The following is a 12,003-nucleotide window of genomic DNA, read 5'->3' on the forward strand; positions in this document are numbered from 1 at the left end:
GGGTCTTCAAAGGTCCGGGAGAAATGTTCCGACCTAGCTGGATATAGCTTCTGGAATGACCGATCCGGTGTTCTTCGCGCCATCACGCCGGTACACGGCGGGCGAAGTCGCGACTCTGACCGGCTCGGTGCTTGTCGATTCCGGCCACTCCGATATTTCAATCGGCGCGCTGGCGCCGGCCAGCGAGGGTGGCGAGAATGCGCTCGTCTTCGTCGACGGAAAACGCAATTCCTTGCTGATGCCGTCGCTGCGGGCAGCAGCGGTGCTGTGCCCGGTTGAATTCGCCGGCAAGGCGCCGGCCGGCGTTGCCGTTCTGACCCACCCGCGTCCCCAGCAGGCTTTCGCGCTGGTCGGGCGCCTGCTGTTTCCGACAGCCGCCACGCCGGGACCGATGACCGCTGAAACCGGTGTTTCGCCGCACGCCCATATCGATCCGACAGCCTATGTCGAGGCAGGCGCGGTCATCGAGGCTGGTGTGGTCATTGGCCCGGGTGCCTCCGTCGGCAGCGGTACCGTCATCGCGCCCAACGCCGTCATCGGACAATCCTGCCAGATCGGCCGCGACGGCTATGTCGGCCCGGGCGCCAGCATCCAGTATGCCTTGATCGGCAACCGCGTGATCATCCATGGCGGCGCCAGGATAGGCCAGGATGGTTTTGGTTTCGTCGGCGGCGCCAAGGGACCTGAACGCGTTCCCCAGATCGGACGCGTCGTCATTCAGGATGATGTCGAGATCGGTTCGAACACGACGGTCGATCGTGGCGCCATGTCCGATACGATCATCGGCCAGGGCACTAAAATCGACAATCTCGTGCAGATCGCCCACAACGTCCGCATTGGCCGCAATTGCATTATTGCCGGACTTTCGGGTATTTCCGGTTCCGTGGTCGTGGGCGACAACGTCACCATGGGCGGCGGCGTCGGGCTTGCGGATCACCTGACCATCGGGTCCGGGGCCAAGCTTGCCGCCAGAAGTGGTTTTATGAGCAATGTCCCTGCGGGCGAGATCTGGGGCGGATATCCGGCGCAGCCGATGGCGGAAGCCATGCGGGAGATAGCCATGTTGCGAACGATGGCCAGGGCACGCAAGCAGGGCAAGGGAAATGGCTGATATGGTGGCGGCGACAACGCTGGAAGCGGTCGACATAATGGGGCTGATGAAGCTCCTGCCGCACCGCTATCCATTCCTGATGATCGACCGCATCGTCGACATCGATGGCGACGAGTCCGCCATCGGCATCAAGAACGTGACCATAAACGAGCCGCATTTTCAGGGTCATTTTCCCGAGCAGCCGGTCATGCCCGGCGTGCTGATCGTCGAGGCGATGGCACAGACGGCCGGCGCGATCTGCATCCGCAGCCTGGGCACCGAGAAGCCGTCGCTGGTCTACTTCCTGACCATCGACAACGCCAAATTTCGAAAACCGGTCGTTCCTGGCGACCAGTTGAAGATCCATGTCAAGAAAATCAAGAAGCGCGGCAACCTGCTGAAATTCGCCTGCGAAGCCCTGGTCGACGGCACCAAGGCGGCCGAGGCCGAGATTTCAGCCATGATGGTCACCGGCGACTGACGATCGAGTGCTTATGAAAATCCAGACTTCCATCCATCCCTCCTCCGTCGTGGAAGAAGGCGCTCAAATCGGCCAAGGTGTTCGTGTAGGACCGTTCTGCCATATCGGCGCGGATGTCGTGATCGGCGATGGCGTCGAACTGGTCAGCCATGTCTCGGTGATCGGCGCGACCACCATCGGGGCGTCGACCAAGGTCTATCCGATGACGACGCTGGGAGCACCGCCGCAGAACACCAAGCACAAGGGCGGCCGCACCACGCTGGTCATCGGCGCCAACTGCACGATCCGCGAAGGTGTCACCATGCATCTCGGCACGGATTCCAGCCGTGGCGAGACGAAGGTCGGCGACAACGGCAATTTCCTTGCCTACGCTCATATCGCGCATGATTGCGTCGTCGGCGATAACGCAACCTTTGCCAATGGGGCAACGCTGGGCGGCCACTGCGAGGTCGGCAACAATGTCTATATTGGCGGGCTGACCGCCGTCCATCAGTTCGTGCGCATCGGCGACAATGCATTTCTGGGCGGTTGCTCGGCGATCGTGGGCGACGTCATCCCCTATGCCATTGCCGTTGGCAACCGCGCCAGCCTGCGCGGACTCAACATCATCGGGCTGAAGCGGTCTGGCCTGCCGAAATCCGAAATCCATTTGCTGCGCAAGGCTTACAAGGCGATCTTCGATCGCTCCCGCACCGTCGGTGAGAACATCGAGCTGGCCAAGGCCGAGTTCGCCTCGTCTCCGACCGCCATGAAGATCATCGATTTCATCACCAGTCGCGGCAAGCGCCACTATGCTGTGCCATCGCTCAAGGGCGGCGATGGCGACGACGCCGATGACGAAGGCTGAGGCCACCGCGACTGGTCTCGATCTCCCGCCTGATGCCAAGGTCGGCATCATCGCCGGCGGCGGCAGTCTCCCGGTCGAGGTCGCACGGGGATTGGCCCTGCACGGGTATCGCCCCTTCATTCTTTTGATGGAAGGTGAGGCCGACCGCCAGCAGGACCTGCGCGGATACGAGCATGACAGTCTGGAACTGGAGCAGATCGGCTCGTTGGTGACGACGCTGAAACGCCACGGTGTCACCCATCTTGTCCTTGCGGGCGAGATCAAGCGCAGGCCGCGGTTGACCCACATCCGCCCAAGCCTCGGCTTGCTGGCGATCGTGCCCTCGGTAATCATGGCGCTGGCGCGTGGCGATGACGGACTGCTGAAGGTCCTGACGCGCGGTCTGGAGAAGCGCGGCATAAAAGTGGTCGGCGCGCATGAGGTCGTTCCCGAACTGGCTGCTGTCGAGGGCACGCTGACGTCAGTTGCGCCGAAGCGATCGGATTGGCGCGATATCGAGGCCGCCAGGCAGGCCGCCAAGGCGATCGGCGCGCTGGACATTGGCCAGGCAGCGATTGCGATCGGCGGGCGCGCCATCGCGCTCGAAGGCATCGAAGGCACGGCGAGCCTGCTTGAAAGAACACGAGATCTGCGCGGCCACGGCAGGCTTGCCGGAAAGACGCGTGGCGTTCTCGTCAAATGCGCGAAGCCAGGTCAGGAACTACGCGCCGATCTCCCCTCGATCGGACCGCAGACCGTGGAAGCCGCACATGCCGCCGGGCTTGCCGGCATTGCCGTGGAGGCGGGCCGCTCGCTTATCCTCGAAGGCCCGGCGACGCTTGATCGCGCCAATGCGCTCGGCATCTTTATCGTCGGACTGCCCATCACGGAGCCGGCTGATGGCCGCTGACAAGCCGCTCAAGATCGCCATCGTCGCCGGCGAAGAATCCGGGGATGTGCTTGGCGCCGACATCGTGCTTTCGCTTGAGCAGGCAACTGGCCGCAAGGTGCAGCTTGTCGGCCTCGGCGGCCGCCACCTGCAGGCTCTGGGGCTGGTTTCGCCATTCGATGCCGGAGAGATCGCGCTGATGGGCTTCAGCGCCATCCTGCGCGACCTGCCGCGCCTGATACGGCGGATCGGCCAGTTGGCCAAAAGCATCGCGGACGAGAAGCCCGACTGCCTCGTGACCATCGACAGCCCGGATTTCTCGCTGCGCGTCGCAAGGAAGGTGCGCGCGGCCAATCCGTCCATCCCCATCATCCACTATGTCTGCCCGAGCGTCTGGGCCTGGCGGCCGGGCAGGGCGGTGGCGATGAAACCCTATGTCGACCATATTCTCTGCATTCTGCCGTTCGAGGTGAAGGAACTCGAACGGCTGGGCGGCCCGCCCGGCACCTATGTCGGGCACCGGCTTGCACATGATGCGGGCGTGCTGGTGGCGGCGAAGGCGCAGGACCTGCCGCGCGATCTCACCGCGGACCGCGTAAAGACATTGCTCGTCCTGCCCGGCTCGCGGCGCGGCGAGGTGCGGCGGCTGCTCGAGCCATTCGGCGAGACGGTATCGATGCTGCGCGCACGGGGGCATCGCCTGCGGCTGCTTTTGCCGACGGTGCCGCATGTCGCCGACCTCATCAAATCCTCGGTCAACCGTTGGGATGAACAGCCCGAGATCATCGTCGATCCCCAGCGCAAATGGCAGGCTTTCGGCAAGGCCGATGCCGCGCTGATCGCATCCGGGACGGTATCGCTGGAACTGGCGCTGGCTGGCGTGCCGATGGTTTCCTGCTACAGGCTCGATCCCGTCGCCCGCGTCGTGGCGCCTTATCTGCTGTCCGTCTGGTCCGCGCTGCTGCCCAATCTGATCGCGGACCGTGCGCTGGTTCCTGAATTCTACAACGAGTATGTCAAGCCGAACAATCTGGCCCGCCAGCTGGAGGCATTGTGGGCCGACAGCGGCATGCGCGCCTGGCAGAAAAGCGGATTTGCCGAGATCAGGCGTCGCATGGCGACGGACAAGCCGTCCGGCGAGATCGCGGCGCAGGTGTTGATCCGGTACGTCAAGAGGGCGAATAGCGAGTAGCGAGTAGCGAGTAGGAAGAATGTGGCCTCGATCGACTCCCTCGCAACTCCCTATTCGCTATTCGCTATTTCCTACTCGCTATTTACGCGTCTCATTCACCGCTTGGCGATCGGCACGTAGTCGCGCTCCGGCGCTCCGGTGTAGAGCTGGCGCGGGCGGCCGATCTTCTGGCGCGGATCCTCGATCATTTCCTTCCACTGCGCGATCCAGCCGACGGTGCGGGCGACCGCGAACAGCACGGTGAACATGGTGGTGGGGAAGCCCAGCGCCTTCAGCGTGATGCCGGAATAGAAGTCGACGTTCGGATAGAGCTTCTTTTCGATGAAATAGGGATCGGTCAGCGCGATCTTTTCCAGTTCCATGGCGATGTCGAGCAGCGGATCGTCCTTGATGCCGAGCTCGCCCAGCACTTCGTGCGCCGTCTTCTGCATGATCTTGGCGCGCGGATCGTAGTTCTTGTAGACGCGGTGGCCGAAGCCCATGAGCCGGAACGGATCGTTCTTGTCCTTGGCGCGGGCGATGAACTCCGGGATGTGATCGACATGGCCGATCTCGCCCAGCATGTTGAGTGCCGCTTCATTGGCGCCGCCGTGGGCTGGGCCCCACAGGCAAGCGATGCCGGCAGCGATGCAGGCGAACGGGTTGGCGCCCGACGAACCGGCGAGGCGAACGGTCGAGGTCGAGGCGTTCTGCTCGTGGTCGGCATGCAGGATGAAGATGCGCTCCATGGCGCGCGCCAGCACCGGGTTGATCTTGTATTCCTCGCACGGCACGGCGAAGCACATATGCAGGAAGTTTGCCGCGAAGTTCAGCTCGTTCTTCGGGTAAATGAAGGGCTGGCCGATATGGTATTTGTAAGCCATGGCCGCGATGGTCGGCATCTTGGCTATCAGCCGCATGGAGGCCACCATGCGTTGGTACGGATCGGAAATATCAGTGGAGTCGTGATAGAAGGCCGACAGCGCGCCGACCACGCCGCACATCACCGCCATCGGGTGCGCGTCACGGCGGAAGCCGGTGAAAAAGCGCGACATCTGCTCGTGCACCATGGTGTGGCGTGTCACGCGGTAATCGAAATCATCCTTCTGCGCCTTGGTCGGCAATTCGCCGTACAGCAGGAGATAGCAGACCTCGAGGAAGTCGCCGTGTTCGGCCAGCTGGTCGATCGGATAGCCGCGGTGCAGGAGAATGCCGGCATCGCCGTCGATGAAGGTGATCTCGGACTCGCAGCTCGCGGTCGAGGTGAAGCCGGGATCGTATGTGAAGGCGCCAGTGGTGGTGTAGAGCGTGGCGATGTCGATGACATCGGGCCCGACAGAGCCGCTTCGCACCTTGAATTCATGAGTCTTGCCGCCGAATTCCAGCTTTGCCGTGGCCTCTTGGTTTTTGCCGCCAAATTCCAGTTTTGTCGCAGCTTCGGTCATTGCAAACTCCTTTTTGTTTCCTCATGCCGGCAAAGGCAAATTGTGCAAGCGACACGTCGAAATCACCGCAATGCCGCTTATTCGCCACCGCATTTTAGGAGGTGCGTGCCAGATTGGGCCAAGGCCTAATGTTGCACTGCGAAACCCGCCTTTCAATGCCAATCTTCTTGGTCCAGTTTGCTCCTAATCGATTTGATCTTCTATGCGCGCGAGGCTTTCCTCGCGCCCGAGGACGGCAAGCACGTCAAATACGCCCGGCGAAGTGCTCTTGCCGGTCAGGGCGGCGCGCAAAGGCTGGGCCACGGCGCCCAGTTTGTAGCCGCCGGCCACTGCGTAGTCACGGATGGCGGCCTCAGCCGCTGCGGCGGTCCAGTTGCCTGACAGTGCGTTCAAAGCTTCGTGAGCGCCGCGCAGGATCTTGCGGGCATCGGCGTTGAGCAAAAGCGCCGCCTTGTCGTCGATTGGCAGCGGCCGCGCCGCAAACAGGAAGGCTGCGCCGTCGACGAGCTCGACCAGCGTCTTGGCGCGCTCCTTCAGGCCCGGCATTGCGGCCAGCAGCTGCGCCTTGTTGCGGTCGTCGAGGCGCGCGGCCATCGCCGGACCGCCTTCGAGATAGGGCAGGGTGGCGATGAAGATGTCGAACAGCTCGGCATCATCCATGCGGCGCATATGGACGCCGTTCAACGCCTCCAGCTTGGCGAAGTCAAAGCGGGCCGCGCCCTTGTTGACGTCGCCGATATCGAACCAGGAGATCATGTCCTTGATCGACATGATCTCGTCGTCGCCATGGCTCCAGCCAAGGCGCGCCAGGTAGTTGAGCAACGCCTCCGGCAGATAGCCCATGGCGCGATAGGCCTCGACGCCGAGCGCGCCGTGCCGCTTCGACAACTTGGCGCCGTCGGCACCATGGATCAGCGGAATATGCGACATCGAAGGCACGTCCCAGCCCATGGCGTCGTAGATGACCGTCTGGCGAGCGGCATTGGTCAGGTGGTCGTCGCCCCGGATGATATGCGTGACGCCCATGTCGTGGTCGTCGACGACGACGGCATGCATGTAGGTCGGGTTGCCGTCCGAGCGCAGGATGATGAAGTCGTCGAGATCCTTGTTGGGAAAGCGTACCTCGCCCTGGACGCGGTCGTGCACCACCGTCTCGCCTTCCGTGGGCGCCTTGATGCGAATTGCGCCCTTGGCGCCGGCAGGCGCTTCCGACGGATCGCGGTCGCGCCAGCGGCCATCATAGCGCGGCGGCAGGCCCTTGGCCCGCGCTGCCTCGCGCATCGCCTCCAGCTCGGCGGGCGTCGCATAGCAATAATAGGCCTTGCCCATGCGCACCAGCTCCTCGGCCACTTCGCGATGGCGCGGCGCGCGCTCGAACTGTGACACAGGCTCGCCGTCCCAGCTAAGGCCAAGCCAGGAAAGCCCGTCGAGAATGGCCGTGGTCGCAGCCTCGGTCGAACGCTCCCTGTCGGTGTCCTCGATGCGCAGCAGCATCGTGCCGCCGGTGTGCTTCGCGTACAGCCAGTTGAACAGCGCCGTGCGCGCGCCTCCAATGTGGAGGTAGCCGGTGGGCGAAGGGGCAAAACGGGTGACGACCTTGTCGGACATGGAGCTCTCGGAAACCATCTGAAGCGGGGTGCGGTGCGCGGGCTTTCGCGCGTTGCGCGTTCATGTAGCATAGGGTGTCGAGGGCGCAAGGGGCAGACCCGATGGCTGGACGAGGCTGGAGCTCGGATCAGGGCGAGGATGCTGTTGCCGGCGTCAGCGAACGGTCCCTGTTTGCAACGCCCCAGCCTGTTCCGCTGCCGTCGTTATCGCCGCTCGTGCAGGCTCCCGGCAGGCAACCGTTGCCGGTGGATATCCCAGCGCCAATTCCGCCCACGGACGCCGGAAGGATTGTGCGCGTGCGCCGGCGGATCGGCCGGGTTTCACTGCCGCGCCTGCGCCGCGACATTGCAACGGCGGCGGCTCTGGAACTCGACCGCGGCATAGGTTTCCTATTGGTGCCGGTCTGTCTGGCGAGCGGAGCAATCGGCTATTTTTCGCTCGCGGCGGAGCCTGACCTTGCGAAACTTGTGGCGCTGGTCATGCTGACGGGGCTCCTAGCTCTGGTCTCGCGTTCCTGGCCCAAAACTCACCTGTGCCTCATGGCGGCGTTCCTGTGCGCGGCTGGCTTGCTTGCCGCGAAGGTCGAGACGTGGCGGACCGCGACCCGGATGCTGGGCTCCGAAATCTCGACGCAAGTGACAGGCCGTGTCGTTTCGGTCGACCGGATGGAGACTGGCCGCATCCGATTGACCATCGACGTGATGTCGACCGCCCGGCCGATACTGCGCTATGCGCCGGAGCGCGTCCGGCTGTCGGCACGCAAGATACCGGCCGAACTGACCGCCGGTTCCCTGGTCACCGGCTATGCCAAGCTGCTTCCGCCGACAGGCCCGGTGCGGCCGGACAGCTACGACTTCTCCTTCGACAGCTATTTCGCGGGCATCGGCGGCAGCGGGTTCTTTCTCGGCAATCCAAAAATCGTCGCCACAGGTGACGATGGCATGCCGCTGTCGGCCCGCCTTTCCTCGGCGGTGGAAACCGCCCGCGAAGGCATCGCCGATCACATCAGGGACATTGTCGGCGGTGCCGAAGGCGAGATCGCCGCGGCGCTGATCGTCGGCGTGCGCGCCGGCATTCCTGACGAAATCAACGAAGCGATGCGCCGTACTGGCATCTATCACATCATCTCCATTTCCGGACTGCACATGGCGCTGGTCGCAGGCACCATCATGGGCCTGCTGCGCGGCGTCTTTGCCCTGTTCCCGGATTTTTCAGCGCGTCGGCCGGTCAAGAAATACGCCGCCGTGGCGGCACTTTGCTCGATTGCCGCCTATCTTGTCATCTCGGGCGTCGTCGTTGCCGCCGAGCGCAGCTTCATCATGCTGGCGGTGATGCTGATCGCGGTGCTGTTCGATCGGGCGGCGCTGACCATGCGCAACCTGGCGATCTCGGCGATCGCCGTCATCGTGGTGTCGCCGCATGAAGTGGTCGGCCCGAGTTTCCAGATGTCTTTCGCCGCGACCGCCGCGCTGGTCGGCGCCTATGCCGGCTGGGCGGATCACCGTGCGGGAAAGACCAGACCGCCACCGCCGAAGCGATCCCTGCCGGGTTTCCTGACGCGAAAACTCCTGCTGGCGACCGGCGGACTTGCCATGACGTCGATCATCGCCGGCGGCGCCACGGCACTTTTCGCCATCTGGCATTTTCAGCGCGTGTCGCCGCTCAGCCTGTTCGCCAATCTGGCCATCATGCCGATCGTGACGCTCGTGATGTTCCTGGCCGTTGCCAGTGCACTGTTGATGCCGTTCGGGCTGGATGGGCCGTCCCTTTACCTGATGGGCAAGGGGTTGACTGTCATGATCGCCATATCAAGCTGGATTTCCGAGCGTTCGCCGGTCGATGCCGTCGGGCTGATTTCGCAGCAGTCGGTGCTGTTGGTGACCATTGCCCTCGTCATCGCGACAATGGCAACGACATGGCTGCGGCTTGGAGCACTTCCATTCGCGCTCGCCGGTCTGTTGATCGTCGGCGATACGCGCACGCCGGATGTGCTGATCTCGGAGGATGCGCGGCTGGTCGCACTGCCGATCGGCGGCGGCGAACTTGCGGTCAGTCGGGCACGCCCGAACGAATTCACCGTCGACAACTGGAAACGCGCCCTGACATCCGAAACCATCGTCGTGCCGGAAATCTTCACCGAAGGAGACGGCGAATTCGACATCGCCGATTCCATCGGGCTGCCGCCGGGATCACCTTTCTATTGCATATCAGGCGTCTGTCTCGCCAGGCACTCATCGGGTGCAATCATAGCGCATGTCGAAGACCGCAAGGATGCGTGGAAAGCCTGCGGTTTCGCCGACCTGATCGTCATCAATGATGCAACGGCATATGACCCCTGTCACAACCCGCTGGTGCTTGTCGTCACCAAGCGGCAACTCGCCCGCAAAGGCAGTGCGGCCGTCTTCTTCGACCGCCAATCGGCGATCGCACCAGCGACAATCAGCTTCGCCGTGGACAGCCCATACCGGCCTTGGCACACGCAACGCAAATTTTCACGCGAGGCGAGGGGGCTGCCGCCCTACAACAAACCCGACAAGCCAGCGGTAAAACCGCAGCCGCCTCAATAGCGTCTGATCAGCCCGACCAGCTTGCCTTGCACCTTGACCCTGTCTGGCCCGAAAATGCGCGTTTCATAGGCGGGATTGGCTGCCTCGAGAGCAATCGAAGCTCCCTTGCGGCGGAACCGTTTCAGCGTCGCTTCTTCTTCATCCACCAGCGCTACGATGATTTCGCCAGGGCTGGCCGTGTCGGCGTTGCGGATGATGACGGTATCGCCGTCGAAGATGCCGGCCTCGATCATCGAGTCGCCCTTGACCTCGAGCGCATAGTGTTCGCCACCCATGATCATGTCAGGCGGCACCGAGATCGAATGCGTCTGATGCTGTATGGCATCGATCGGCACACCGGCGGCGATACGGCCCATCACCGGGATCGATACCGCGGAAACCGCATCGTCGTCATTGCCAGCCGATGACATCCGCGATTGCGCCGGTTTGATCTGGCGGCCGAGGCTGCCTTGCCCAAGACTGCCCTGGATGACGCTTGGCGAGAATTTTTTTGCCGCATTGAGGCCCGGCGCGATCGAATCCGGCAGCCGCAGCACTTCCAGCGCCCGCGCCCGGTTGGGCAGCCGGCGAATAAAGCCGCGCTCCTCCAGCGCCGTGATCAGCCGATGGATACCGGACTTGGAAGCGAGATCGAGCGCTTCCTTCATCTCGTCGAAGGAGGGCGGAATGCCGCTTTCCTTGAGTCGTTCATGGATGAACATCAGCAGTTCATGTTGCTTGCGTGTCAGCATGGCGGCCCCCAAGACATTGAACAACGGGTTTGAATCAGAATCAGAAAAACAAACCCAGAACAAACACTATCTGTTCCAGTTGTGTTCCGCAACTGTTTAAAGTTTAATGAATTTGTTAAGGCTGCGGAAACGAAGTAGCCGCTCGCAACCGGCATCCCAAAGGCGCGGTCCTCCGTCGACGCGCGCTCGGGCCCATTGAAATTGTTTCGGTTAATGGCCCGTGGACCGATCGATCTCACTTTTGGCATAATCCCGCAAGCTGTGTTGCCGACAAATGCCGGGTGCGTTTCGGCGGGTCGAAAAACCTCCGTCGCTCGTGAACGAAACGAAGCCAAAATGCCAACTGCATGCCAGAAAGCGGCCGGGCACCGTAGGACGCGAAGGGCCGCCTTTTTGCTCGTTGCTTCCCGCTCGCTTGACGAAACCGTATAGGAGTATACGGTTTGCGCGGAGGAACATGAATGATCACGCCGAAGCAGGCAGCGCGCCGCGCACGGATAGAGCATGCCGCCTATGCGGTGCTCCGGGAAACCGGCTACAAAAGCGCGTCCCTGCTTGCCATCGCCAAGCGGGCATCGGCGTCGAACGAAACCCTCTACAACTGGTACGGCAACAAGCAGGTGCTGTTTCGATCCCTGATCGAAGCCAATGCGGGAGAGGCAAGGAAGCTGCTGGAGGACGCCCTTCACCAGGCTCGCGATCCCCTCGAAACCCTGGGCTTGCTAGGGCCGGTCTTGCTGACCCTGGTGACGGGCGACAAGGCGGTGGCGCTCAATCGTGCCGCAGCGGGCGACGTCAACGATACAGGCACGCTTGGCCAATCGATCGCGCAATTCGGCCGCAACACCATAATGCCGCTTGTTGGCGACCTGCTTCGAACCGCAAGTCGGGACGGCCTGATCGCCTGTGACGATCCTGCCGAAGCTGCCGACATCTATGTCCGTCTCTTGATCGGCGATCTTCAGGTTCGTCGGATTGTCGGGGTCCTGGAGGAACTGCCTGCGCCGGAAATCGAGCAAAGATCGAACAGGGCGCTCACCCTGTTCTTGCGCCTCTATGCGCCCGACAAGGGCGGCCGGTCTTCGCCAAACGCGGACAGGAGTACACGATGATGATCGCGGTTCCCTACCTGTCCGCCCTTCTGTCGCGCCTGCTGAGGAGCTTGGTTGCGACCTGACGCCTGATTTCAACCAGC

General features: G+C 62.7%; 10 protein-coding genes. 7 read left to right on the forward strand and 3 right to left on the reverse strand.

What is annotated here, in order from left to right; genetic code table 11:
- Nucleotides 1–55: 55 nt before the first annotated feature.
- The 5 genes from lpxD to lpxB are packed head-to-tail and all read left to right on the forward strand — an operon-like array spanning nt 56 to nt 4,478.
- Nucleotides 56–1,111, forward strand: coding sequence for a UDP-3-O-(3-hydroxymyristoyl)glucosamine N-acyltransferase (gene lpxD, locus NKJ26_RS00835; RefSeq protein WP_352693000.1), 1,056 nt, complete (start codon nt 56–58; stop codon nt 1,109–1,111).
- Nucleotides 1,104–1,571: a 3-hydroxyacyl-ACP dehydratase FabZ gene (gene fabZ, locus NKJ26_RS00840; protein ID WP_352606372.1), complete on the forward strand. Its 468-nt coding sequence runs from the start codon at nt 1,104–1,106 to the stop codon at nt 1,569–1,571. The genes lpxD and fabZ overlap by 8 nt, the downstream gene beginning before the upstream one ends.
- Before the next feature lie 13 nt (nt 1,572–1,584).
- Nucleotides 1,585–2,418: an acyl-ACP--UDP-N-acetylglucosamine O-acyltransferase gene (lpxA, locus tag NKJ26_RS00845; protein ID WP_352606370.1), complete on the forward strand. Its 834-nt coding sequence runs from the start codon at nt 1,585–1,587 to the stop codon at nt 2,416–2,418.
- On the forward strand, nt 2,405–3,307 hold the full coding sequence (locus NKJ26_RS00850) for an LpxI family protein (RefSeq protein ID WP_352693001.1): 903 nt from the start codon (nt 2,405–2,407) through the stop codon (nt 3,305–3,307). The genes lpxA and NKJ26_RS00850 overlap by 14 nt, the downstream gene beginning before the upstream one ends.
- Nucleotides 3,297–4,478 (forward strand): lipid-A-disaccharide synthase, encoded by a 1,182-nt coding sequence (gene lpxB, locus NKJ26_RS00855; protein WP_352693002.1) that lies wholly within the window; start codon nt 3,297–3,299, stop codon nt 4,476–4,478. The genes NKJ26_RS00850 and lpxB overlap by 11 nt, the downstream gene beginning before the upstream one ends.
- A gap of 95 nt (nt 4,479–4,573) precedes the next feature.
- Here the strand turns inward: lpxB and gltA are convergent, their stop codons facing one another.
- Both gltA and gltX read right to left on the reverse strand, forming a co-directional pair.
- Nucleotides 4,574–5,902, reverse strand: a complete 1,329-nt coding sequence (gene gltA / locus NKJ26_RS00860; protein ID WP_352693003.1) for a citrate synthase — start codon at nt 5,900–5,902, stop codon at nt 4,574–4,576.
- Between the two features lie 183 nt (nt 5,903–6,085).
- A complete protein-coding gene (gene gltX / locus NKJ26_RS00865; RefSeq protein ID WP_352693004.1) occupies nt 6,086–7,510 on the reverse strand; it encodes a glutamate--tRNA ligase in 1,425 nt (474 codons plus the stop codon).
- A 101-nt stretch (nt 7,511–7,611) separates the two neighbouring features.
- Here gltX and NKJ26_RS00870 point away from each other — a divergent pair, with 101 nt between their 5' ends.
- On the forward strand, nt 7,612–10,077 hold the full coding sequence (locus tag NKJ26_RS00870) for a ComEC/Rec2 family competence protein (protein WP_352693005.1): 2,466 nt from the start codon (nt 7,612–7,614) through the stop codon (nt 10,075–10,077).
- On the opposite strand, the gene lexA is transcribed toward NKJ26_RS00870, so the two are convergent.
- A complete protein-coding gene (gene lexA, locus NKJ26_RS00875) occupies nt 10,071–10,808 on the reverse strand; it encodes a transcriptional repressor LexA (protein WP_352606358.1) in 738 nt (245 codons plus the stop codon). The two genes, NKJ26_RS00870 and lexA, sit on opposite strands and share 7 nt — an antisense overlap.
- A gap of 461 nt (nt 10,809–11,269) precedes the next feature.
- Here lexA and NKJ26_RS00880 point away from each other — a divergent pair, with 461 nt between their 5' ends.
- Complete coding sequence (locus NKJ26_RS00880) at nt 11,270–11,920, forward strand: TetR/AcrR family transcriptional regulator (protein WP_352693007.1); 651 nt, start codon at nt 11,270–11,272, stop codon at nt 11,918–11,920.
- Nucleotides 11,921–12,003: the final 83 nt, after the last annotated feature.

Origin of the sequence: Mesorhizobium sp. M0152, from assembly GCF_040322415.1 — a bacterium.
Lineage (GTDB): Bacteria > Pseudomonadota > Alphaproteobacteria > Rhizobiales > Rhizobiaceae > Mesorhizobium.

Bases quoted from the DNA above. Each gene is read 5' to 3' on its own strand.
- NKJ26_RS00870 (WP_352693005.1), top strand. From the start codon at position 7,612: ATGGCTGGACGAGGCTGGAGCTCGGATCAGGGCGAGGATGCTGTTGCC.
- NKJ26_RS00850 (WP_352693001.1), top strand. From the start codon at position 2,405: ATGACGAAGGCTGAGGCCACCGCGACTGGTCTCGATCTCCCGCCTGAT.
- lpxD (WP_352693000.1), top strand. From the start codon at position 56: ATGACCGATCCGGTGTTCTTCGCGCCATCACGCCGGTACACGGCGGGC.
- lpxA (WP_352606370.1), top strand. From the start codon at position 1,585: ATGAAAATCCAGACTTCCATCCATCCCTCCTCCGTCGTGGAAGAAGGC.
- fabZ (WP_352606372.1), top strand. From the start codon at position 1,104: ATGGCTGATATGGTGGCGGCGACAACGCTGGAAGCGGTCGACATAATG.
- gltX (WP_352693004.1), bottom strand. From the start codon at position 7,510: ATGTCCGACAAGGTCGTCACCCGTTTTGCCCCTTCGCCCACCGGCTAC.
- lpxB (WP_352693002.1), top strand. From the start codon at position 3,297: ATGGCCGCTGACAAGCCGCTCAAGATCGCCATCGTCGCCGGCGAAGAA.
- lexA (WP_352606358.1), bottom strand. From the start codon at position 10,808: ATGCTGACACGCAAGCAACATGAACTGCTGATGTTCATCCATGAACGA.
- gltA (WP_352693003.1), bottom strand. From the start codon at position 5,902: ATGACCGAAGCTGCGACAAAACTGGAATTTGGCGGCAAAAACCAAGAG.
- NKJ26_RS00880 (WP_352693007.1), top strand. From the start codon at position 11,270: ATGATCACGCCGAAGCAGGCAGCGCGCCGCGCACGGATAGAGCATGCC.